We start from the raw sequence: 20,872 nt of genomic DNA, 5'->3' as shown, positions 1-20,872 counted from the left end.
GCTACGGAGTGAACCCGGAACATGGATGCGCTGACATTATTCGGCTTGTTGGCCGTGACAGCCATGCTGGTCACTTACGCCCTGGAAGACCGCAGCCACTGGTTCGTGCTGCTGTTCGCAATGTCCTGCGTGCTCGGTTCGGCTTACGGCTTCCTGCAAGGGGCCTGGCCGTTCGGCGTGGTCGAGGCGATCTGGGCTTTGGTTGCGTTGCGGCGCTGGCATCTCAAGTCGGAGAGATAGGCCGGGCGAGGGCGTCTGCGGACGGCAGGGTCCTCGCCCGGTATCGGATCAGCGGATCGCGATCGGGTTGATCATCGCCTGCACGCCGCCGGTCCAGCGCGGCTGGCCGAGCACGAACAGGAATTCATAGCCCTTGTCCCGGGCGAGCGCGGCCGTATCCATGTTCTCGAGGATGTAGGTCCCGTTCATCGCGAGCAGGATCTGGTGCACCTCGAATACGTTCTTGGACTCGAACGGCAGCACCTCGAGCGCCCAGGTGTCGGCACCGATAGCGACGACGCCCTTGCTGGTCAGGTATTTTGCGCCTTCGACGCCGAGACCGGGCTCGCCGGCCGAATAGCGCTTGTCGTCCTTGCCGATCAGGCTGAGCCAGCCGGTGTGGAAGATGACGACGTCGCCCTGGCGGATCTCAACGCCCTGCTTCTTGGCGACCTCGTCGATCTCCTTGACGTTGAAGGCGGTGCCTTCCTTCACGATATCGGTGTTGTAATAGGCCGCCATGTCGAGGAGCACGCCGCGGGTGACGATCGGCGGGACCTTCTCGATCCCGAGCTTCTTCAACCCGTTCGGGTCGGCGAAGTCGGCGAGCTTGTTGCCGTTGTAATAGACGTGCTCGACGCCGAGATGGCCAAGGCCGTCGATCTGGCTGCCGATGCCGACCCAGGTGTCGAGGATGTCGTCATTGTAGGTGGCCTTGTTCGGGCCCAAACCCGGGATGCCGGCCTGTCCGGGTTGCACGATGGTGAGCTTGAATGCGCGCGGCGGATAGGCGGGCGTTTGTGGTGTAACGGGAATGCCGAGTGCGTAGGTCTTTCCGGTCTTCACCAGAGATGCGGCCTTCAGCACGAGTTCGGGCGTCATGTAGTTGGCCGCACCAATCTCGTCGTTCGGCCCCCATTTCGACTTGGTCCAGTCTTGAGCGCTTGCTGTTTCGATCGTCGCAGACAACGCGGCGACACAGCACAACACGAGCGTATTGCGCATCGATAGTCCTCCCGATGTTTTTGCCGATGTTTGGCTTCGTTATGATTTCGCGCTGGCCAGTCGCTCATCCTAACGTAGAAAAGCCGTGCGCTTCAAAAACTTTTCGCGGTGCCATGCTGCGGCGGCTGAACGCAGCACTCGCCAAGTGCAGCGTCGATTAAATCAAGTACGACAGATTTGTGACGGTGAATTTCGCGCGGTGGAACGCGCTGGCATCTCAGGCCGCGATGACATCGTCGTCTTGCTTCAGGCAGGCGGCAAACCCGCTCAGCGCGCTGGTTTGATGTCCGGCACGACGCTGGATGAAGAGCGTCTCGACCTGCGCGTGCGAATGGCTCAGCGCGTGCATCGACACGCTGCCGTTGATCGCACTGCGTTCGACCACGGCGCGCGGCAGCAGCGTCACGCCCATGTCGGCGGCGACACAGCCGATCATGCCGTCGAGCGTGCCGAGCTCGAAGCGTGCGGCTGACGGCCAGCCGAACTCGACAAAGATCTGTTCCAGCCGCTGCCGGTAGGTGCAGCCGGTGCGGAACGCCAGCGCGGTCGGGCCGGATTCCGGCGTGCCGGCGCGCAGCTCGGCGAGTGTGGCCCAGCGCCGCGCGCTGACCAGCACCAGCTCTTCGCGGAACGCGCTTGTCGCGATGAGATCGGCATGCGCGATCGGACCTGCGACGAAGGCGCCGTCGAGCGTGCCTTCGAGCACGCAAGCGACGAGGTCGGCGGTGGGCGCGGTGCGCAGGCTCAGCCGGACGGCGGGAAAGCGGTGATGAAAGTCCGCGAGCAATGGCGGTAGCCGCACCGCCGCGGTCGTTTCCATCGAGCCAATCGCAAGCGGTCCCTTGGGCTCGCCGTCATCGCAGGCAGCGAGCACGGCCTCGCGCGCTAATGCGGACATTCGTTGCGCGTAGGGCAAAAGGCGCTTGCCCGCGCCGGTTAGGGTCATGCCGCGGCTGTGGCGTTCGAACAGCGGTGTACCGATCTCCGCCTCCAGCGCCTTCACGCGCTGGGTGACGTTCGACTGCACCGTGTTGAGCTCTTCGGCCGCGCGGGTGATGCCCCCGGTACGGGCGACGGCGGCGAAGGTCTGGATGTCGCTGAGTTCCATAATATCGTTTCGCTTTTGAGATGGTAGCGTTCGTTAGAATTCAATTTTAGAGAATGGTATTCGCGCCTAGTCTCGCTGTCCAGACCAGGGAGGAGCCATGCCGATCGCGACGTCGCTGACCACGCTATTGGAGATTGAGCATCCGATCCTGCTGGCGCCGATGGACGTGGTAGCAGGCAGCCGCCTCGTGGCGGCGGTGAGCCGTGCCGGGGGCTTCGGCATCCTGGGCGGCGGCTACGGCGAGAGGATTTGGCTGGAGCAGGAGATTGCCAAGCTCGCCGGCATGAAAGCGCCGTTCGGGATCGGCTTTATAACTTGGAGCCTCGCCAAGCGGCCCGAACTTCTCGACATCGCACTCGCCGCAAACCCATCCGCGATCATGTTGTCGTTCGGCGATCCCGCACCCTTCGCAGCCAGCATCAAATGCGCCGGGGCCCGCCTGATCTGCCAGGTGCAGGACGAGACGATGGCGCGGCAAGCGCTCGATGCGGGCGCCGATGTCCTGATCGCACAGGGGACAGAGGCCGGCGGTCACGGCGCCTCGCGCACCACGATCGATCTCGTGCCGGCAATCGTCGATCTTGCCGCGGGTCGTGTGCCGGTGGTGGCGGCCGGCGGTATTGCCGATGGGCGGGGACTTGCGGCCATGATGATGCTCGGTGCGGGCGGCGTGCTGCTCGGCACGCGCTTCTACGCGAGCCAGGAGGCCGATGGTGCGGAAGAGGCCAAGCGGCGTATCTGCGCGGCAGATAGTGGCGCAACGGTGCGCGGCATCATTTTCGATCTCTCCCGCAACAATGTCTGGCCCGCGCCGTTTACCGGCCGGTGCCTAGTCAACGATCACGCCAGACGCTGGATCGGCCGCGAGGTCGAGCTGATGCAGAATGTCGCCGCAGTCGGGGCCGACTATGCGGCTGCGAAGGCAGCCGGGAATTTCGACATCGCTGCGGTGATCGCGGGCGAGGCGGTCGGCCTGATCCATGATATTCCACCGGCGGCCGAGATCGTCGGGCGGATTGCCGCCGAAGCCGAGCGGCATCTTGCTGGCCGACGCAACTTCATCGCCTCCATCGCCTGAAACATACGAGACACAACCATGTGGCCGAACCGTCGACTGATCGATCTCTTCAAGACCGAATTCCCGATCGTGCTGGCGCCGATGGCCGGCGTGATGGACGCGGAGCTGGTGATCGCCGTTGCGCAAGGCGGGGGGCTCGGCTCGCTGCCGAGCGCGATGCTGTCGCCGGACAAGGCGCGCGAGCAGGTCAACATCATCCGGCAGCGCGTCTCCGCGCCGGTGAACATGAATTTCTTCTGCCACACACCGGTCGAGCTCACGGCCGAGGCGGAGGCGCGCTGGAAGCACCGCCTCGCGGGCTACTACAATGAGCATGGCCTCGATCCTGCCGCACCCATCAATGCCGCAAACCGCGCGCCGTTCGACGCCGGCTTCTGCGAGGTCGTGGAGGAGCTGAGGCCCGAGATCGTCAGCTTCCATTTCGGCCTGCCGGAGGCCGCGCTGCTCAAGCGGGTCAAGGCGGCCGGATGTCTCGTCATCTCCTCGGCGACCACGGTGAGGGAAGCAATCTGGCTCGAGCAGCACGGCGCTGACGCGGTGATCGCGCAGGGCGCGGAGGCCGGCGGCCATCGCGGCATGTTTCTGACCGACAAGATCTCGGAACAGCCCGGCACCTTTGCGCTGGTGCCGCAGGTGGCCGACGCCGTGAAGGTCCCGGTGATTGCGGCCGGCGGTGTTGCGGATGGCCGCGGCATCGCAGCCGCCTTCGCGCTCGGCGCGGCCGGCGTGCAGATCGGGAGTGCCTATCTGCGCTGTCCGGAATCCAAGGTCAGTACGGCGGCCCGCGCGGCGCTCGCCGAGGGGCGGGATGATTCCACCGTCATCACCAATGTCATGACCGGGCGGCCGGCGCGCGGCGTGCAGAACCGCCTGATGCGCGAGGCCGGCCCGATTTCGCCGGACGCACCGCCATTTCCCCATGCCGCAACGGCGCTGGGACCGCTCAAGGCCGCGGCCGAAAAGCAGGGCAGGGTGGATTTCACCAATCTCTGGGCCGGGCAGGCCATCGCCCTGGGCCGCGAGGTCCCGGCAGCTGAACTGACCCGCGATCTCGCCAAATCGGCCCTGGCCCGGATGAAGGCGCTGGCCGGATAGCTCCCGGCGCCGGTTGCGGCGCAAAAGCGGCCTCTGCTATACGGCACATAGGTTTTGCCGTGAGAGGCCTTATATAATGTCCGTCGACGCCGCTACCGTCCGCCGCATCGCGCATCTGGCGCGCATTGCGGTTTCCGAGGGCGAGGTTCCGCATCTGCAGGGCGAGCTCAACGCCATGCTCGCCTTTGTCGAGCAGCTCTCGGAGGTCAATGTCGAGGGCGTGGAGCCCATGACCTCGGTTACCCCGATGCAGATGAAGAAGCGGCAGGATTTGGTCAATGACGGCGAGATCGCCGACGATATCGTTGCCAACGCGCCCGCGACCGAAGGTCACTTCTTCCTGGTGCCGAAGGTTGTTGAGTAATTTACGTAGCGTTTTCGAGCGAAGTGGAAGCCGGTTCGCGTAAAGAAAACGCGTCAACTAAAGAGTCTCAGGACGAAGTCCGATGTGCATGCTTTGCGACGACGAGAAGGCCTATCAGGCCTACATGAACTATCTCGACAAGATGGAGCGGCAGGGCAAGGCCGCCGACCCCAACGTCGCGGTCAATGCCGTGCTCGACGAGATCGAGGCAGCTGCGAAAGCGGCCGCCAAAAAAGACGACCCGGCCAACGACAAGTCCCTGTCTCCGTTCTTCTGCAGCCCGATCAATAAATGACCGATTTGACATCGCTGACGCTCGCGGAGGCCCGCAAGGGCCTCGCGGCCAAGACTTTCACGTCCCTCGAGCTGACCGACGCGCATCTGAACGCGATCGAAGCCGCGCGCGTGCTCAATGCTTTCGTCATGGAGACGCCGGACCAGGCGCGGGCCATGGCGAAGGCCGTCGACGAGAAGATCGCCAAGGGTGACGCGGGGCCGCTCGCCGGCATTCCGCTCGGCATCAAGGACCTGTTCGCGACCGAGGGCGTGCGCACCACGGCGTGCTCAAAAATCCTCGGCAATTTCGTGCCGACCTACGAGTCCACCATCACTTCGCAGCTCTGGCGCGACGGCGCGGTGATGCTGGGCAAGCTCAACAATGACGAGTTCGCGATGGGCTCGTCGAACGAGACCTCGTGCTTCGGCCCCGTCGGCAATCCCTGGCGGCGCGACGGGAGCAACACGACGCTGGTGCCGGGCGGCTCGTCCGGCGGCTCGGCCTCCGCCGTGGCGGCTCTGCTCTGCATGGGCGCGACCGCGACCGACACCGGCGGCTCGATCCGCCAGCCGGCGGCGTTCACTGCAACGGTCGGCATCAAGCCGACCTATGGCCGCTGCTCGCGCTGGGGCATCGTCGCCTTTGCCTCCTCGCTCGACCAGGCCGGTCCGATCGCGCGCAGCACGCGCGACGCTGCGATGCTGCTGCGCTCGATGGCCGGCCACGATCCGAAGGACACGACCTCGGTCGACATGGCCGTGCCGGACTACGAGGCCGCGATCGGCAAGTCCGTGAAGGGCATGAAGATCGGCATTCCTAGGGAATACCGTCTCGACGGCATGCCGGCCGAGATCGAAAAGCTTTGGGAAGCGGGTGCGGCCTGGCTGAAAGCGGCCGGGGCCGAACTCGTTGAAGTGTCACTGCCGCACACCAAATACGCCTTGCCAGCCTATTACATCGTGGCGCCGGCGGAGGCGTCCTCCAACCTCGCGCGCTACGACGGCGTGCGCTTCGGCCTGCGCGAGCAGGGCCGGAACGTCAACGAACTCTACGAGAACACCCGCGCCGAAGGTTTTGGCGCGGAGGTGAAGCGCCGCGTCATGATCGGCACCTACGTGCTCTCGGCCGGCTATTACGACGCCTATTATTTGCGGGCGCAGAAGGTGCGCACGCTGATCAAGAAGGACTTTGAGGACTGCTTCGCCAAGGGCGTCGACGCGATCCTGACGCCGGCGACCCCGTCGGCGGCCTTCGGCATCGGCGAGAAGGGCGGCGCGGACCCGGTCGAGATGTACCTCAACGACATCTTCACGGTGACCGTGAACATGGCGGGCCTGCCGGGCATTGCCGTGCCCGCCGGCAAGGACGCGCAGGGCCTGCCGCTCGGCCTGCAGTTGATCGGCCGGCCCTTCGACGAGGAGACGCTGTTCTCGCTGGGCGAGGTGATCGAGCAGGCCGCGGGCCGCTTCACGCCAGCGAAATGGTGGTGAGCGTGGCGGCGTATATCGCCAGCCTCGACGACGCCGCGCCGGCGCCGGATCTCAGCGCGCCGCTCGCCGGCTTGTGGTGGGCCGCCGAAGGCGATTGGGACCAGGCGCACAAGATCGTCCAGGATGAGAGCAGCCGCGAGGCCGCCTGGGTGCACGCCTATCTGCATCGCGTCGAGGGCGACCTCGGCAATGCCGGCTATTGGTACCGCCAGGCTGGCCAGCCTGTGGCCACGGATTCATTACAAGCAGAGTGGGATCGGATCGCTGCCACGCTGCTCGGGAGCAAGACATGAGCACGGCCACGCACAAACTTCTCAAGGGCTCAACCGGTGACTGGGAGATGGTCATCGGCCTAGAGGTCCACGCTCAGGTGACGTCGAACGCGAAGCTGTTCTCCGGTGCCTCGACCGCGTTCGGCGGCGAGCCGAACACGCATGTGTCGCTGGTCGACGCGGCGATGCCGGGCATGCTGCCGGTCATCAACGAGGAATGCGTCAGACAGGCTGTCCGGACCGGGCTCGGCCTCAATGCGCAGATCAACCTGCGCTCGGTGTTCGACCGCAAGAACTATTTCTATCCGGACTCGCCGCAGGGCTACCAGATCAGCCAGTACAAGTCGCCGATCGTGGGCGAGGGCGAGGTCGTGGTCGAACTGGACGGCGGCAAGACCGCCACGATCGGCATCGAGCGGCTGCATCTGGAACAGGACGCAGGCAAGTTGCTGCACGATCAGTCGCCGACCATGTCCTATGTCGACCTCAACCGCTGCGGCGTGGCGCTGATGGAGATCGTGTCGAAGCCCGATATCCGCGATGCCGAGCAGGCCAAGGCCTATGTGACCAAGCTGCGCTCGATCCTGCGCTATCTCGGCACCTGCGACGGCGACATGGAGAAGGGATCCCTGCGCGCCGACGTCAACGTCTCCGTGCGCAAGCCGGGCGCGCCGCTCGGCACCCGCTGCGAGATCAAGAACATGAACTCGATCAATTTCATCGGCCAGGCGATCGAGTACGAGGCCCGGCGCCAGATCGAAATCCTCGAGGACGGCGGCGCGATCGACCAGGAAACCCGGCTCTACGATCCCAACAAAGGCGAGACGCGGTCGATGCGGTCCAAGGAAGAGGCGCACGACTATCGCTACTTCCCCGATCCCGACCTGCTGCCGCTGGAGTTCTCGCAAAGTTTCGTCGACGAACTGAAGGCTGAGCTGCCCGAGCTGCCGGACCAGAAGAAGACGCGCTTCGTCGCGGATTTCGGCCTGTCGGCCTACGACGCCAGCGTGCTGGTCGCCGAGCGCGAGAGCGCGGTGTTCTACGAGACCGTGCTGGAGAAGCTCGCCAACCGCGCGCGCGACGGCAAGGTCGCAGCGAACTGGGTCATCAACGAGCTGTTCGGCCGTCTCAACAAGGAAGGCCGGGATATTACGGACTCTCCGGTCGATGCCGCACAGCTCTCAGGCATCATCGACCTGATCGGCGAGGGTACGATCTCCGGCAAGATCGCCAAGGATCTGTTCGAGATCGTCTGGCAGGAGGGCGGCGATCCCCGCGCGCTGGTCGAAAGCCGCGGCATGAAGCAGGTCACGGATCTTTCGGCGATCGAAAAGGTTGTCGACGACATCATCGCGGCCAATCCCGACAAGGCGGCGCAGGTCAAGGACAAGCCGCAATCGCTCGGCTGGTTCGTCGGCCAGGTGATGAAGGCATCCGGCGGCAAGGCCAACCCGCAGAGCGTCAACGAGCTGCTCAAGTCCAAGCTCGGCATCTGACCTCGCACGTTCGAACGAGGTGACGGACAGGCGTCGTCACCTCGCTTTCGGTTCGCGATGCGACGCTCGCGCGCGTCCTCGGCGACGAACTTCATCCCGATCGAACGCGATACGCCGACCGAATCGCGGTCACGCGATTCGCGCAAAACGGCGACTTGCACACGCTCCGACGAGCGCTCGCGCCGTTAATCATGAAAATATTTTCGTTGCCAAAAGTCGCGACTCAGAGTCCGCGAAGCGCCCTCGCGAGGCGCTCGCGGGATCGGCGCGATAGGTCATTACATCGATCGTGCGCGATGCGCGCGTGCAGAAAAATACTTGTTGCATAGTGTTTTTCTGCGGTCGCATCTTTTGCAAACGTCGATGCCACGGGGACTCTCTGCGCTCGCATGCACACGTGGTGCAGTCCGTTTGCATCGCGTTCGCCAGCGCAGGCGCGTTTCGTCGTCAACACTTCTTTAAGCGAGACGCTGTTTTTTTCGTTGTGTTGGTGTATTCGGGATGAGTGTGCACTCGATCCCCGACTGCATGCAGCGATTAAGCCATCTCACACATCGGAGGGCAACATGGCCAAGAAAGCTAAGAAGGCAAAGAAGGCGAAGAAGGCGAAGAGCGCAGTGAAGAAGACTGCGAAGAAGACCCGCAAGGTCGCCAAGAAGAAGTAACTTCGCTTTTTGAAGTTGCCGGCTCCTAGAGAGCCGGCACGTCATCAGCGCCTTCTCGAAGGTTCTGGTCGACGATAGAGGGTGTCGGCGAGACATCAGGTCAACGGTCGGATCGTTCTCTTTCGCGGGTTCGCTCGCCAAGGCCGGTCCGGCAGAAGAAACAAGTTTTCTTCGTTCGTGCGGTTCTCCGTAAGGGGCTCCGCAATTTCACAAGTGGCCTTCGGGCCAACGTGGAAGCTGGTCCTGACGTGTTCGCCGACGCCCTCGTTCTCATGAGGCCGGGGTATTGCCGGCATTCCCAAATCCCGACATTGCTGATCTGTGAGCGCGACGGGGCTGTGCAGCCCTTGAGCAGGCAGGGCTATCGCATATGACGTCTCAGCGGTGCCTGAGCGAGCGCCTCGTCCTTCGAGACGACCGCTTCGCGGTCTCCTCGGGATGAGGCTCAGCTGTATCCATCTGCGTTGATGTTGCCGCATACTTGTCCCTCATCCTGAGGGCCCGCCGCAGGCGGGCGTCTCGAAGGATGGCCGCGGTCGAGCTTCCAGCTACATGTTTCTTCATATGCGCGCCCTGCTTGAGCAGGGAGGCTGCGGCGCAATTGCACGCTGTTCGCGCGCCGCTTCTCATTCGCGGTGTCATGGCCCGGCTCCGACCGGACGATCCAGTACCCCGCAGCTTCTCGTGGGACCATTGCTGTCTCTGGAATACCGGTGACGAGAGCGGAGGGGACACCACAGGACGCGCCTCACCGTGCGCGATGGTTATCGTTCTCCCAAAATCCCAAGGTAAACCGAATCTGACGAATTGCGGATGTGCCTGCAAAACAAGGGCTTCTTGCATTTGTCGTGCGCGCCTGGGGCGGGCGCGTTTACGTCTGCTTCATCGCGATACTTAAACTGCCATTCAAATTTGCCCGCCATCATTACCTCCAACAAGCCGGCAAACGGCACGGGCAAAAAGCCTCGGGGATGAGTTGAACAGTTGATCGGACGGGAGCCGCGCTCGGGGGACGAGGCGGCATAAGAAAAAAGGGGATGCGTTATGTTTCAGGGTACTTTCGATCTGGAGACCGCGACGCCGATCGACGCAGGCGCGCTGTCGGACGTGCTGTTCGAGCGCGGCCTCTATTGGGCGAGCGGTCGCTCCGGTCTGGTCGATCTCGTCGCCGCGCACAAATGGTTCAACCTCGCCGCGCTCAAGGGCCGCAAGGACGCCGTGACGCTGCGCCAGGAAGTCGCCGGGCAGATGTCGGACGCCGACATCTCGGCCGCGCAGCGCGAGGCGAGGGCGTGGGTCTCCGCCCACTGAGCGGAGATCGCGTCCTGGCCGTCGTTTCGCAGGTGAAAGCTGATTTTCGCTGAATCAGGTTCCCTCGTGCTCCGCCAACCGGATTCGGAGCGGCATGAGGCCACCGTCGCGCGTCAGCGGAAGGAACGCACAGATCTCGCATTCTGCTGAGCGGTGGCGGAGAGGGAGGGATTCGAACCCTCGATACAGCTTGAGACCGTATGACGCTTTAGCAAAGCGTTGCCTTCAGCCACTCGGCCACCTCTCCGGTGCGAGCCTTATGCATCTAATTACTTGGGCTGGTCAATTTGGAAGCGTGTGTTTTTGCTCGAATATTCCCAGCGAATTCCGAAACCAAGCGGTTTGCTCCCGGGGCGAGAACATAACGCCGCGATAACGGACACAAAGCTGGAGGTTCTGGCGCCCGTATTATGAGTCGTTTTGGCGCGGATGAGAGCTGCCTTCCTCCACATAAACGATTGATTTTACTTTCAAAATTGGATCGGATGGCCCGCGCGGGGGACGACTGCCTTCGTCGCCGACCGCCTCCATCAAGCGATCATTTGCAAGTGATTGATTTAATTGTCTGTTTCAGCGATTCGCCACAAGCTATGGAGCGATGACGCCTCAGATCGGCCGACGGGGTCCCGTGTCAGGCTGCGGGAAGGGCGCTCTCACTATTAGTCGGGATAACTCGCTCGCCGGCTGAGGAGCTACCCCGTCGCGCCGGACGTCGCCGCAATTAGGGAGGGCCTGTCCTGGGGCGATTGCTCTTTCAGTTGGAACAGCGCCCTCGAGATCAAAGCGGGGAAGGGCTGCCGGGCTGGCACGCTCGCTCTTCCTTCGACTGCCGGGCTGCGCCGCTACGGATCTTATCTTACTTACGATGTCAGGACGCAGAGCATCCAGCTGGGTACCTCACCGCGAGATATCGATAGGCAACATCCGCACCGCTTGGAGACTTATGCCTTTTCAATCGGCCCTGACGACAACAGCGATCTCCGCAAGCGGCTCGAAAAATCATTCATTGCTTTGTCGATTGCGAGCACGAGCTCGACGGCCAAGTCCTGAAAGCGATCGACGATGCGCAGATCGATAGTCTTGTTGATCTTGCAGGCCATACGCACAATGCCAGGCTGTCGTTGTTTGCATCCAGTCCTCCGATCGTCGTCAACTATCTTGGGTTCGCGGGAACGTCGGGGAGCAGGGGAGCTCTTCCGCTGCATCATTGCCGATCAAATCGTGCTGCCAGATCAAAACAGCCAATTCTTCGACGAGAAGGTTGTCCGTTTGCCCGGCAGCTTCATGCCGCGTGATAATCACGTCGCGACAATCGACGGTGCTGCGCCCAATCGAGTCTTCATCCGAACACTTGGCGCGCCATCGCCTCGCCGACCTCTTCCTGGATACGCTGCCCTACAACGCACATACGACGGCTAGCGATGCGTTGTGGGCTGGTCTGCCGGTAGTGACCCATATCGGGAATAGTTTCGCCGGTCGCGTGGCGGCGAGCTTGCTGAGCGCTGTCGGCCTGCCTGAGCTGATCACGCGAACGCGTGCGGATTATGAAGCACTCGCGATCGAACTGGCGCTTGATAAACAGAAGCTGGCGGATATTCGCCGAAGGCTGCAAGGGAGCCACCTGGCCGCATCACTGCTTGATGCCGCGCTCTACGCCAAGCGGCTGGAGACAGCTTTCGAGGCTATGTATCAACGACATCAGGACGGCTTGGCGCCGGATCATATCGAAGTTCAAGCGCGCGGATGAGGATGATGATCGCAGCCGCTTAATGGTCAGGCCAGCCAGTTCCCGAAGCGGTGGCCCGCGCCGAGTCCTTGGGAGTCCTTGGTTGATTCCACGATTCGACCGGCTCAGACCCAGAGCAGAGCGTCTCCGCAGGTGTGGCTGGCCCTTGCCGGAACTTTTGACGTCAATGAAACCTGCCGAAAAAGCACAGCAGATTCAATGCCTTACAAAGCCGCTCTGATCACATCTGCGTGTTATTTGTGCAACACCCGCCGGAAAACACGCTCCATCGGCCGGTTCTGAAGCGTTCTGTTGTTGTGTGTGCAAGGGCGTTCGGTAATTGTGACTGAGCGACGGAGGGGGGCATCCCGAGGTCGTCCCGTCTTAGGTGGTTCGCTTAAGTCCCTCGCGTTCAGCGGGTGTGTCCGAAGGCGCGAAGCGACTAAGCGGTGAATTTAAGGGACAAGGGAACCAACCTTAGGGTGTCTTCACCCAGCGGATCCGGAACCTTCCCTATGGCAAACTTGGAGGTTTAACATGAAGTTGGTTAAGAGCCTTTTGCTCGGTTCCGCGGCGGGTCTGCTCGCTGTTGGCGGAGCGCAGGCAGCCGATCTCCCCGTGAAGGCCAAAGCGGTCGAATACGTGAAGATCTGCTCCCTGTACGGTGCGGGTTTCTACTACATCCCCGGCACTGACACCTGCATCAAGCTGGGTGGTTATCTGCGCGCTGAAGTCGCGCTGAACACCAACTCGGACTACAGCGGTCAGCAATCCGGTAACAACGGTGCGCGCAACCGCCTGACGAACTACTACACCATGCGCGCTCGTGAAGATCTCAACATCGACACGCGCACCGCGACCGAGTACGGCGTCGTCCGTACCTTCTTTGACGGCGTGTTCTCGTGGACGACCGGCAATTATCAGGGAACCGGCAGCGCGACCGGCGGCACTGCCTACAGCAGCACGCTGGCGCTCAACACCTCCGGCGCGGCCCCGGCGCTCGTCGGTGGGTCGATCAACGGCAACGACGGCGGCACCTCGGGCGGTTCGCTCGGCGTGTACTACGCCTTCATCCAGTTCGCTGGCTTCACCATGGGTAAGGCCGTGTCGCAGTTCGACGCGCCCTGGACCAACTATCCCGGCAACAACTTCGACAGCCTCGTCGGCGGCAGCGGCACGGTCACTGGTGTCAACCAGTTCTCCTACACCGCTGACTTCGGTCAGGGCGTGACGGCAGCGTTCTCGGCGGAAGACCGGGCGGCCTACTATGATGCCGGCAACCTGAACATGACCGGCGCGACTGCGGGCGGCATGATCGGTGGCGCTTATGGCTCCAACGGCATCGGCGCTACCCGTTCGCCGAACCTCGTCGCTATGGTCCGTGTCGACCAGGCCTGGGGTCTGTTCCAGGCGTCGGTGGCTGCGCATGACAACCACGTTGCCTACTACGGCGCCACCGAGCCGACTGGCCACCCCGACGACAAGTGGGGTTGGGCTGCTCAGCTCGCTCTGTCGATCAAGAACATCCCGACTGGTGCGGGTGACGTGATCAACATCCAGGGCGTCTACACCGATGGCGCGACCCGCTACAACTTCCAGAACCTCGCGGGCAGCAGCTACTCGATGTTCGGCGGTTCCGGCATTGCCTACCAGAGCGTCGGCTTCGCCAATGCTCCGGACACGGTGTATGTCACGGGCAGCTCGCAGGAGTCGGTCAAGACCTGGGGCTTCCGCGGTGCTTACACCCATAACTGGGATCCATACTGGAACACCGCGATCTACGGTGCCTACGCTCAGGCCCAGTACGGCACGCTTGCCAAGACCACGCTTTGCGGCGCTGGTGGTGCTGGCGGCGTGTTCGGTGGCCTCGCGGGTGTGACGGGTTGTAATCCTGACTTCGCCATCGGCCAGGTCGGTCTCATCACCCGCTGGACCCCGGTCAAGAACCTGACGTTCTCGGCCGACCTCTCCTGGACCCATCTCGACCAGAAGTACGCGGGCACTGTTGCTTACGCTGGTGCCGGCGCCACGGCCAAGCCGGCCGCTGTGTACGAGCTGAAGGATCAGGACACGCTCGTTCTGCTCCTCCGCGCTCAGCGCAACTGGTAAGTTCGGTCTAACGACCTGACAGAGAGCCCCGGCGGGAAACCGCCGGGGCTTTTTTTGGTGGTCTTATCCCTGGGGTCGAAGAGCAGGCGATGGTCGGTAAAGCGCGATGAGATTGGGATGATCGTCATCGCGCCTCTGAGGCGCAGAGGCGGTCTCGATGCCCGGCTCTTGGTACGAAAAAGGCCGCCAAGAGAGGCGGCCTCCTGGAGTCCAAACAGAAACCGTCGTTATTTCACGTCGAGGGTTCGGCAGTAGTTGGAGCTCTCAATGCTGGTCCAGCCCCTCTCCATCCTGTTGGTTTGGCACTCGTAGAAGGTTTTGAAGTTGAGAACGTTTCTGCAATTGTGACCCACACCACTGGACAGGGAGCATTGGACCCTAGGATCATTGCTGGTTTCGGCTGCGACTTTCAGCGGGGCGGCGCTCAACGGCACGATCGACATCGAGACAAGAGCAAAAGCGGACATTGCCAACGTCTTCATAGCTTTCCTCCTTTTCTTGGTGGTTGGGACGGCAGATCTCTGTCCCGAAATGGATACTACCAAAGCGAGCGTGGGCTGTCTCACTCAATTCGGCATATCTGGGGGATCGGGGGACCTGCTTTCGCTTCGAAAGAAGATGCCGCTATTCCACGCTGCCGGCGCCGCGGCGCAAATCGGCCTCGATCTGCAACCGCGTGCCGCCGCCGAAGCGCGCGCGGTAGACCTGAAGGTTCTCCATGATCCGTTGCACGTAGTTGCGTGTCTCGGAGAACGGGATCAGCTCGACCCAATCGACCGCGTCGACCTTGGGATCGCGCGGATCGCCGTAGCGATCGATCCACTTCTTCACGCTGCCGCGGCCGGCATTATAGGCCGCAAAGGTCATGATGTAGGAGCCGCGATAGTCCTCGAGCAGCCCACCGAGCTCGGCCGAGCCGAGCGTAGCGTTGTAGGCCGAATCGTTCTTCAGACGCCCCAGATCGTAGGTCCCGCCGTGGCGCTTGCAGACATAGCGCGCGGCGTCCGGCGTCACCTGCATCAGCCCATAGGCCTGCGCCGGCGAGACGACCGAGGGATTGAAGGCGCTCTCCTGCCGCGCGATGGCGTAGATGATGCTGCGCTCGACCTCGGGGCCGATCGGCGTGAACTGCGGAATGCCGTTGACGGGATAGGCATAGAAATCGAACGGCAGCCCGCGATTGAGCGCGGCCTTGCCGAGCAGCAGCATGCCGCGCGCGTCGTTGTGGCGCTGGGTGAGCTCGCCGAGGCCGGCTAGCGCTTCGGGATCGCCGTTCTCGCCCATGTCGGCGAGAACAGGTATCGCCATCTCGCGCTCGTCGAGCTCGTAGAGCAGCTGGGCGGCGCGCACGATCTCCAGCCGTTCGGCACCGCGGCTGCGCGGCTGAGCGTTGAGCTCGATCTGCGGCAGGCCGAGCTTGGCGCGTGCGAGCTGGCCGTAATAGCTGGTCGATTGCTCGGCTGCCCGCGCGTAGGCGTTGCGCGCCTCCTGCTGGCGGCCTGCCGCTTCCGCGGCGCGGCCCTGCCAATAGCCGGCGCGCGCCAGCGTGGTCGGATTGACGCTGCCGATCCCGATGCGGGCAAAATGCTGGGTGGCGGCCGCGGGATCGTTGAGGAAGCGCAGCGCGATCCAGCCGGCCGTGAACTCCTGCTCGGTCTTGTAGATGTCGCGCGAGGGCAGGGCGGCATCGCGCGCGATCAGATAGGCGCTGCGGAATTCCTCCGTGTCGATCATCTTGCGCGCCAGCAGGCGCCGCTCGATCCACCATTCGTCGAGATTGTAGAGCCGGCCCGGATCCTTCGGTGCCGACAGCATGAGCTGGGCAGCTTCCGCAAATTTCTCCTCGCGGCGCAGCAGCTGGATCTTGCTGAAGATGAAGCCGGGATCGCCGTGCAGCTCGCGCGGCACGGCGTCGAGCAGCGCACGAGCGTTCGGCGCCTTCTTGAGCGAGGCGATGCGGGCCTTGGCGAGTGCGACATAGCCGGCGCCGAGGCGCTTTGCAGCACGCAGTGCGGCCTCGTTCTCGCTGCCGTAGAGCAGCGTGTCCATCCGCGCCTTCTGATCGCCGGGCGTCAGCAGTGCGCCGAACTGGTCGAGTGCGTTGTTCTCGGTGTCTTCCGACATCGGGTCGCTGCGCCAGGCATCGCGCACCAGACGTTCGGCGTTGGCGCGGTCGCCGTGGGCCAGCATCGCCTTGGCGAGCGTGAAGCGGCCCTTGGCGGACACGGGCGATTCGTTCTCGAACCACGACCACGCGACCTGGTCGTCGCGCCTGTCGTCCCACATCGCGGCCTCGAGGCGCCGGCGCAGGAAGGTCTGCGACGGCCAGCTCGGATTGGCGGAGAGGAAGGCGCGGTAGCGCTCCACAGTCGCGCCATTGTCCTCGCTGCGCAGGATGATCCATTCCGCGAGTTTGCGCGCGACGGGATCCGAGATCGTGACTGCTGCATTGGTGGCGTCGCCCGCCTTGCGTTTGCGCACGAGCTCGATCACGGTCTCCAGCGTGTCCTTGTCGGCTTGCGAGGTCGACGAGGTCGCGGCAACCGCAGCCGGTGTGATCGGCTTGCGCGGGGCGGCATGCTGGCGGGTCGCAGGAGCCAGGACAGGAGCCGCGACGGGCTTGGCGGGGGACGGGGCGGTCGGTCTGACGATGGCCGTCGCAGCCGGCGCGGGGGCGGTCTTCGGGACCGAGCCGCCAGCGGTCGGCGTTGACTTTGGCGGGGCAGCCGTAGGCTTCAGCTTGTCCTTCGCAGGTTCCTTGCCTGCGGTCTTGCCAGCATCCTTGCCCGCATCCTTGGCAGGCTTCTTCGCGGCATCCTTGGCGGGGGCACTGGGCGCGCCCTTGCTTGCCCCCTTGCTTGCCCCCTTGGCGGCGTCCTTCGGAGTTTCCTTGCCGGTTCCCTTGGACGCACCTTTCGTAGTGTCCTTGGCGGCTGGCTTGGCTGCGGGTTTCGCGGTTTCCTTCGCTGTTTCCTTGGCGGTTTCCGCGGTTGTCTCATTGGATTTGGCCCAGGCGGCGCAGCCGGCCGACAGCCCTGCCATCAGGCACACGATCAGGCCGGTGGATCGCCATGCGGCGCGCGGAAATGAGATCACGGCGTTTCGTCGCCCCGAATCAGTCAATTGGCTCAAGACCTAGCTGTACAAGATCTGGCTGTATTTGATTGAATATGCGGACAAATTACCAACAGCCGCTTACCTTCGCCCGGTTTGCACCACCACCGCGGCAAAATCGCGGCCTAAACGGTGCGTCAGACGGGAGCGGGTCTTTTACCGGCGGGATAGACCCGATATGAATGCGGCCTGCGCTCAAGATTGCCGCGTACGGAGGAAGTCCATGGCAGCCAAGACAAAATTCCGGGGATCGTTCACCGCCTTGGTCACGCCGTTCAAGAACGGCTCGCTGGACGAGGCGGCGTTTCGCTCCCTGGTCAACTGGCAGATTTCAGAGGGCACCAACGGCCTGGTTCCCGTCGGCACCACCGGAGAGAGCCCGACGCTGAGCCATGACGAGCACAAGAAGGTCGTCGAATGGTGCATCGAGGAAGCGAAAGGCCGCGTGCCTGTCGTCGCCGGCGCCGGCTCCAACTCGACCAAGGAGGCGATCGAGCTCGCCCAGCACGCCGAGAAGGCGGGCGCCAATGCGGTTCTGGTCGTGACGCCCTACTACAACAAGCCGACCCAGGAAGGCATGTACCAGCACTTCAAGGCGATCAACGACGCGATCGGGATTCCGATCATCATCTACAACATTCCGCCGCGCTCGGTGATCGACATGTCGGTCGACACCATGGCGCGGCTGTGGGAGCTGAAGAACATCGCCGGCGTCAAGGACGCCACCGCCAGCATGGTCCGCGTCTCGCAGCAGCGCGCGGCGATGGGCGAGGACTTCAACCAGCTCTCGGGCGAGGATGCGACCATCCTCGGTTACATGGCCCATGGCGGCCATGGCTGTATCTCGGTGACCTCGAACGTCGCGCCGCGGCTGTGCTCGGAGTTCCAGGCCGCCTGGGCGAAGGGCGATCATGCCACCGCGCTGAAGCTGCACGACAAGCTGATGCCGCTGCACAACAACCTCTTCATCGAGAGCAATCCGGCGCCGATCAAGTACGCGCTGTCGCTGCTCGGCAAGCTCGACGAGACGCTGCGGCTGCCGATGGTGCCGGTCACCGAACCGACCCGCGTTGCCGTGCGTAGCGCGATGGTTCATGCTGGCCTCATCAACTGACGCGCTAGCCGATGAGGGAGCTTTTCATGGCGATCGAGGAAAGAGGCACGCGGATGCTCACGGAGTTCCGCGAGTTCGCCATGAAGGGCAACGTCGTCGACCTCGCGGTCGGCGTTATCATCGGCGCGGCCTTCGGCGCCATCGTGACGTCGCTGGTCGGCGACGTGATCATGCCGATCATCGGTGCGGCCACCGGCGGTCTCGACTTCTCGAACTACTTCACGCCGCTTTCGGGCAAGGTCACCGCCGCAAATCTCGCGGACGCGAAAAAGCAGGGTGCCGTCTTGGCTTGGGGCAACTTCCTCACGCTGACGATCAACTTCATCATCATTGCCTTCGTGCTGTTCCTGGTGATCCGTGCCATGAACAAGTTGAAGCGCAAGGACGAGGCAGAGCCTGCCGCTCCGCCGAAGCCGTCGGCCGAGGTCGAGCTGCTGACCGAGATCCGCGATCTCCTCAAGAAGTCTTGACGCGCGCGCTTCATCCAAACTGTTAGCGTCCTCGCGCATCTCGATCAGGTTTGTCTTCCATGGCCGACAAGAACGAACGTCCGATCAAGGTCATGGCGGAAAATCGCAAGGCCCGCTTCAACTATGCGATCGAGGATACGATCGAGGTCGGCATCGCGTTGACCGGCACCGAGGTCAAGTCGATCCGCAACGGCAAGAGCACGATCGCGGAATCCTACGCCGATTCCAAGAATGGCGAGATCTGGCTGATCAACGCCACCATTCCGGAATATCTCCAGGGCAACCGCTTCAATCACGAGCCCAAGCGGCCGCGAAAACTGCTGCTGCATCGCAAGCAGATCAACAAGCTGATGGGCGCGGTCGACCGCGAAGGCATGACGCTGATCCCGCTCAAGCTTTACTTCAACGAGCGTGGTCGCGCGAAGTTGCAGCTAGCGGTTGCAAAAGGCAAGAAGCTGCACGACAAGCGCGAGTCCGAGAAGAAGCGCGACTGGAGCCGGGAGAAGGGCCGCCTGATGCGGGCGAGGGGATAGCGGGATGACTCAGAGAAACCTGCTCGAGGTCGATTGGACCCGGATTCCCGCACCCGCGGATGACGGCGGCGCCGCGCACCTGAAAGGCATGACATTGCCGCCGGTCAGCCTGCTCGCCACTGACGACACGTCGGTCGCGCTCTCGGCGCTGCGTGGCCGGACTGTGGTGTTCGCCTATCCGCGCACCGGCGAGCCCGGCAAGATCGCGCTGGTCGACGATTGGGACATGATCCCGGGCGCGCGCGGCTGCACGCCGCAGACTTGCGCATTTCGCGATCTGTTCGCCGAGCTGAAGGCCGCCGGCGCCGCGCAGGTGTACGGCCTCTCGACCCAGAGCAACGCATACCAGACCGAGATGGCCTCGCGGCTGCATCTGCCGTTCCCGGTGCTCTCGGACGAGAAGCTGGCGCTGACGCGCGCCCTGAATTTGCCGACCATGGAGGTCGCGGGCCTGACGCTGATCAAGCGCCTCGCGCTGATCGTCGACGACGCCAGGATCACGCATGTGTTCTATCCGGTGTTTCCGCCCGACCGAAACGCCGGCGATGTCCTGGACTGGCTGAAGGCCAATCCCGCCACGGGCTAGTCGAAGGATTAGTCGAGGTCGGCCTTCACCTTTGCGAACACGGAGCGGAACATGTCCGGCGTCAGCACGCGGGTGTTCGTGTTGTAGCGGGAGCAGTGATAGCTGTCGTAGAGCCTGAATGCGCCGGCCTGATGCACGGCGCCGTGGCCGAAGGGGGCCTGTGATCCCTTCAGGTTCAGCGGCTTGAGCACGGTGTCGTGCGCAATACGCCCGAGGGCGACGATCGCGCGCAGGTTCGGCATCGTTGCGAGATTCGCCGCGAGGAACTGCCGGCAGGTGTTGATCTCGACCGGCAGCGGCTTGTTCTGCGGCGGCACGCAATGCACCGCATTGGCGATCCGACAGTCGACCAGCTTCAGGCCGTCGTCGGGACGCGCCTGATATTTGCCCTTGGCGAAGCCGTATTCGAGCAGCGTCGCGTAGAGCAGGTCGCCGGCATAATCGCCGGTGAAGGGACGGCCGGTGCGGTTGGCGCCCTGCATTCCCGGCGCAAGGCCGACGATCAGCAGGCGCGCCTTGATGTCGCCGAAAGGCGCAACCGGTGCATTGTGCCACAATGGCTCGCGCGCGCGGTTCGCCTCGCGAAAGGCGACCAGGCGCGGACAGAGCGGACAGTCACGGTCGGGGACGAGGCTGAGAGGCTGGCGGCTTGACCGGGCCGCCTCACTCCTCGAAGTCGTCATCGCCCCTCGCCGGCGCCATCGTGGTCGCGCGCTGGAGGAACTGCGGGGCGTGGTGGCGCGCCTCGCGGTCGCCGCGGTCACGCGGGGCGGGGCGTTCGGACGGGTCGCGGCCGAGCTTGGACTGCAGCTCGACGAGGTCGGTGAAGACGTCGGCCTG

20 protein-coding genes, 1 tRNA gene and 1 pseudogene are annotated in these 20,872 nt (G+C 63.4%); 15 read left to right on the top strand and 7 right to left on the bottom strand.

Going from position 1 to position 20,872, the window contains the following annotated elements:
• Positions 1-21 precede the first annotated feature (21 nt).
• Positions 22-240, top strand: a complete 219-nt coding sequence (locus tag AC0L3J_RS34440; RefSeq protein WP_473350029.1) for a hypothetical protein — start codon at positions 22-24, stop codon at positions 238-240.
• Between the two features lie 48 nt (positions 241-288).
• On the opposite strand, the gene AC0L3J_RS34435 is transcribed toward AC0L3J_RS34440, so the two are convergent.
• On the bottom strand, positions 289-1,224 hold the full coding sequence (locus AC0L3J_RS34435) for a cyclase family protein (RefSeq protein ID WP_456769606.1): 936 nt from the start codon (positions 1,222-1,224) through the stop codon (positions 289-291).
• Between the two features lie 217 nt (positions 1,225-1,441).
• Positions 1,442-2,332, bottom strand: a complete 891-nt coding sequence (locus tag AC0L3J_RS34430; protein ID WP_456769607.1) for a LysR family transcriptional regulator — start codon at positions 2,330-2,332, stop codon at positions 1,442-1,444.
• Positions 2,333-2,429: 97 nt separating this feature from the next.
• On the opposite strand from AC0L3J_RS34430, the gene AC0L3J_RS34425 reads away from it, so the two are divergent.
• The 8 genes from AC0L3J_RS34425 to AC0L3J_RS34390 all read left to right on the top strand — a co-directional run bounded on the left by AC0L3J_RS34425 (position 2,430) and on the right by AC0L3J_RS34390 (position 10,380).
• Positions 2,430-3,410, top strand: a complete 981-nt coding sequence (locus AC0L3J_RS34425) for an NAD(P)H-dependent flavin oxidoreductase (RefSeq protein WP_456769608.1) — start codon at positions 2,430-2,432, stop codon at positions 3,408-3,410.
• Between the two features lie 18 nt (positions 3,411-3,428).
• Positions 3,429-4,505 (top strand): NAD(P)H-dependent flavin oxidoreductase, encoded by a 1,077-nt coding sequence (locus AC0L3J_RS34420; protein ID WP_473350028.1) that lies wholly within the window; start codon positions 3,429-3,431, stop codon positions 4,503-4,505.
• Between the two features lie 76 nt (positions 4,506-4,581).
• The gene (gene gatC, locus AC0L3J_RS34415) at positions 4,582-4,869 is read left to right on the top strand and encodes an Asp-tRNA(Asn)/Glu-tRNA(Gln) amidotransferase subunit GatC (RefSeq protein ID WP_007603335.1); all 288 of its coding nucleotides are present in this window, start codon (positions 4,582-4,584) and stop codon (positions 4,867-4,869) included.
• A gap of 82 nt (positions 4,870-4,951) precedes the next feature.
• Positions 4,952-5,164, top strand: coding sequence for a hypothetical protein (locus AC0L3J_RS34410; RefSeq protein WP_007611210.1), 213 nt, complete (start codon positions 4,952-4,954; stop codon positions 5,162-5,164).
• Positions 5,161-6,636 carry an Asp-tRNA(Asn)/Glu-tRNA(Gln) amidotransferase subunit GatA gene (gene gatA, locus AC0L3J_RS34405; RefSeq protein ID WP_473350027.1) on the top strand — a complete coding sequence of 492 codons (1,476 nt, stop codon included), beginning with the start codon at positions 5,161-5,163 and terminating at the stop codon, positions 6,634-6,636. Before AC0L3J_RS34410 ends, gatA begins: the two co-directional genes overlap by 4 nt.
• Positions 6,627-6,929 carry a hypothetical protein gene (locus tag AC0L3J_RS34400; protein WP_473350026.1) on the top strand — a complete coding sequence of 101 codons (303 nt, stop codon included), beginning with the start codon at positions 6,627-6,629 and terminating at the stop codon, positions 6,927-6,929. The genes gatA and AC0L3J_RS34400 overlap by 10 nt, the downstream gene beginning before the upstream one ends.
• Entirely contained in the window at positions 6,926-8,404 is a 1,479-nt protein-coding gene (gatB, locus tag AC0L3J_RS34395) for an Asp-tRNA(Asn)/Glu-tRNA(Gln) amidotransferase subunit GatB (protein ID WP_473350025.1), read from the top strand. Before AC0L3J_RS34400 ends, gatB begins: the two co-directional genes overlap by 4 nt.
• 1,709 nt (positions 8,405-10,113) lie before the next feature.
• Complete coding sequence (locus AC0L3J_RS34390; RefSeq protein ID WP_007611206.1) at positions 10,114-10,380, top strand: hypothetical protein; 267 nt, start codon at positions 10,114-10,116, stop codon at positions 10,378-10,380.
• Positions 10,381-10,534: 154 nt separating this feature from the next.
• On the opposite strand, the gene AC0L3J_RS34385 is transcribed toward AC0L3J_RS34390, so the two are convergent.
• Together AC0L3J_RS34385 and AC0L3J_RS34380 are read right to left on the bottom strand one after the other, a co-directional pair.
• A tRNA-Ser gene (locus AC0L3J_RS34385) sits at positions 10,535-10,627 on the bottom strand.
• 694 nt (positions 10,628-11,321) lie between these two features.
• Positions 11,322-11,480 (bottom strand): hypothetical protein, encoded by a 159-nt coding sequence (locus AC0L3J_RS34380; protein WP_473350024.1) that lies wholly within the window; start codon positions 11,478-11,480, stop codon positions 11,322-11,324.
• A gap of 218 nt (positions 11,481-11,698) precedes the next feature.
• Here AC0L3J_RS34380 and AC0L3J_RS34375 point away from each other — a divergent pair, with 218 nt between their 5' ends.
• Positions 11,699-12,127, top strand: a complete 429-nt coding sequence (locus AC0L3J_RS34375) for an O-linked N-acetylglucosamine transferase family protein (protein ID WP_473295536.1) — start codon at positions 11,699-11,701, stop codon at positions 12,125-12,127.
• 516 nt (positions 12,128-12,643) lie between these two features.
• A complete protein-coding gene (locus AC0L3J_RS34370) occupies positions 12,644-14,215 on the top strand; it encodes a porin (RefSeq protein ID WP_473350023.1) in 1,572 nt (523 codons plus the stop codon).
• Positions 14,216-14,839: 624 nt separating this feature from the next.
• Here the strand turns inward: AC0L3J_RS34370 and AC0L3J_RS34365 are convergent.
• The gene (locus AC0L3J_RS34365; protein WP_473350052.1) at positions 14,840-17,257 is read right to left on the bottom strand and encodes a transglycosylase SLT domain-containing protein; all 2,418 of its coding nucleotides are present in this window, start codon (positions 17,255-17,257) and stop codon (positions 14,840-14,842) included.
• Positions 17,258-17,552: 295 nt separating this feature from the next.
• On the opposite strand from AC0L3J_RS34365, the gene dapA reads away from it, so the two are divergent.
• Genes dapA through AC0L3J_RS34345 form a run of 4 tightly spaced genes read left to right on the top strand, consistent with a single transcriptional unit; the run spans position 17,553 to position 20,032 of the window.
• Positions 17,553-18,443, top strand: a complete 891-nt coding sequence (gene dapA / locus AC0L3J_RS34360; RefSeq protein WP_007603384.1) for a 4-hydroxy-tetrahydrodipicolinate synthase — start codon at positions 17,553-17,555, stop codon at positions 18,441-18,443.
• 53 nt (positions 18,444-18,496) lie between these two features.
• A complete protein-coding gene (gene mscL / locus AC0L3J_RS34355) occupies positions 18,497-18,913 on the top strand; it encodes a large conductance mechanosensitive channel protein MscL (protein ID WP_027567293.1) in 417 nt (138 codons plus the stop codon).
• Positions 18,914-18,972: 59 nt separating this feature from the next.
• A complete protein-coding gene (gene smpB, locus AC0L3J_RS34350) occupies positions 18,973-19,446 on the top strand; it encodes an SsrA-binding protein SmpB (RefSeq protein ID WP_027518360.1) in 474 nt (157 codons plus the stop codon).
• A gap of 4 nt (positions 19,447-19,450) precedes the next feature.
• Complete coding sequence (locus AC0L3J_RS34345) at positions 19,451-20,032, top strand: peroxiredoxin (RefSeq protein ID WP_473350022.1); 582 nt, start codon at positions 19,451-19,453, stop codon at positions 20,030-20,032.
• A gap of 8 nt (positions 20,033-20,040) precedes the next feature.
• On the opposite strand, the gene AC0L3J_RS34340 is transcribed toward AC0L3J_RS34345, so the two are convergent.
• Together AC0L3J_RS34340 and AC0L3J_RS34335 are read right to left on the bottom strand one after the other, a co-directional pair.
• The gene (locus AC0L3J_RS34340; protein WP_027567290.1) at positions 20,041-20,715 is read right to left on the bottom strand and encodes a uracil-DNA glycosylase; all 675 of its coding nucleotides are present in this window, start codon (positions 20,713-20,715) and stop codon (positions 20,041-20,043) included.
• Positions 20,696-20,872 (bottom strand): annotated as a pseudogene (locus AC0L3J_RS34335) (LabA-like NYN domain-containing protein); the annotation flags it as partial. The pseudogene AC0L3J_RS34335 and the gene AC0L3J_RS34340, both read right to left, overlap by 20 nt.

It is taken from the genome of Bradyrhizobium sp. Kon37, assembly GCF_055807535.1.
Note: the sequence above shows the minus strand (reverse complement) of the source record. Positions and strands in the feature narration are given on the sequence as shown.

Bases quoted from the DNA above. Each gene is read 5' to 3' on its own strand.
- AC0L3J_RS34440 (WP_473350029.1), top strand. From the start codon at position 22: ATGGATGCGCTGACATTATTCGGCTTGTTGGCCGTGACAGCCATGCTG.
- AC0L3J_RS34435 (WP_456769606.1), bottom strand. From the start codon at position 1,224: ATGCGCAATACGCTCGTGTTGTGCTGTGTCGCCGCGTTGTCTGCGACG.
- AC0L3J_RS34430 (WP_456769607.1), bottom strand. From the start codon at position 2,332: ATGGAACTCAGCGACATCCAGACCTTCGCCGCCGTCGCCCGTACCGGG.
- AC0L3J_RS34425 (WP_456769608.1), top strand. From the start codon at position 2,430: ATGCCGATCGCGACGTCGCTGACCACGCTATTGGAGATTGAGCATCCG.
- AC0L3J_RS34420 (WP_473350028.1), top strand. From the start codon at position 3,429: ATGTGGCCGAACCGTCGACTGATCGATCTCTTCAAGACCGAATTCCCG.
- gatC (WP_007603335.1), top strand. From the start codon at position 4,582: ATGTCCGTCGACGCCGCTACCGTCCGCCGCATCGCGCATCTGGCGCGC.
- AC0L3J_RS34410 (WP_007611210.1), top strand. From the start codon at position 4,952: ATGTGCATGCTTTGCGACGACGAGAAGGCCTATCAGGCCTACATGAAC.
- gatA (WP_473350027.1), top strand. From the start codon at position 5,161: ATGACCGATTTGACATCGCTGACGCTCGCGGAGGCCCGCAAGGGCCTC.
- AC0L3J_RS34400 (WP_473350026.1), top strand. From the start codon at position 6,627: ATGGTGGTGAGCGTGGCGGCGTATATCGCCAGCCTCGACGACGCCGCG.
- gatB (WP_473350025.1), top strand. From the start codon at position 6,926: ATGAGCACGGCCACGCACAAACTTCTCAAGGGCTCAACCGGTGACTGG.
- AC0L3J_RS34390 (WP_007611206.1), top strand. From the start codon at position 10,114: ATGTTTCAGGGTACTTTCGATCTGGAGACCGCGACGCCGATCGACGCA.
- AC0L3J_RS34380 (WP_473350024.1), bottom strand. From the start codon at position 11,480: ATGGCCTGCAAGATCAACAAGACTATCGATCTGCGCATCGTCGATCGC.
- AC0L3J_RS34370 (WP_473350023.1), top strand. From the start codon at position 12,644: ATGAAGTTGGTTAAGAGCCTTTTGCTCGGTTCCGCGGCGGGTCTGCTC.
- AC0L3J_RS34365 (WP_473350052.1), bottom strand. From the start codon at position 17,257: ATGGCAGGGCTGTCGGCCGGCTGCGCCGCCTGGGCCAAATCCAATGAG.
- dapA (WP_007603384.1), top strand. From the start codon at position 17,553: ATGGCAGCCAAGACAAAATTCCGGGGATCGTTCACCGCCTTGGTCACG.
- mscL (WP_027567293.1), top strand. From the start codon at position 18,497: ATGCTCACGGAGTTCCGCGAGTTCGCCATGAAGGGCAACGTCGTCGAC.
- smpB (WP_027518360.1), top strand. From the start codon at position 18,973: ATGGCCGACAAGAACGAACGTCCGATCAAGGTCATGGCGGAAAATCGC.
- AC0L3J_RS34345 (WP_473350022.1), top strand. From the start codon at position 19,451: ATGACTCAGAGAAACCTGCTCGAGGTCGATTGGACCCGGATTCCCGCA.
- AC0L3J_RS34340 (WP_027567290.1), bottom strand. From the start codon at position 20,715: ATGACGACTTCGAGGAGTGAGGCGGCCCGGTCAAGCCGCCAGCCTCTC.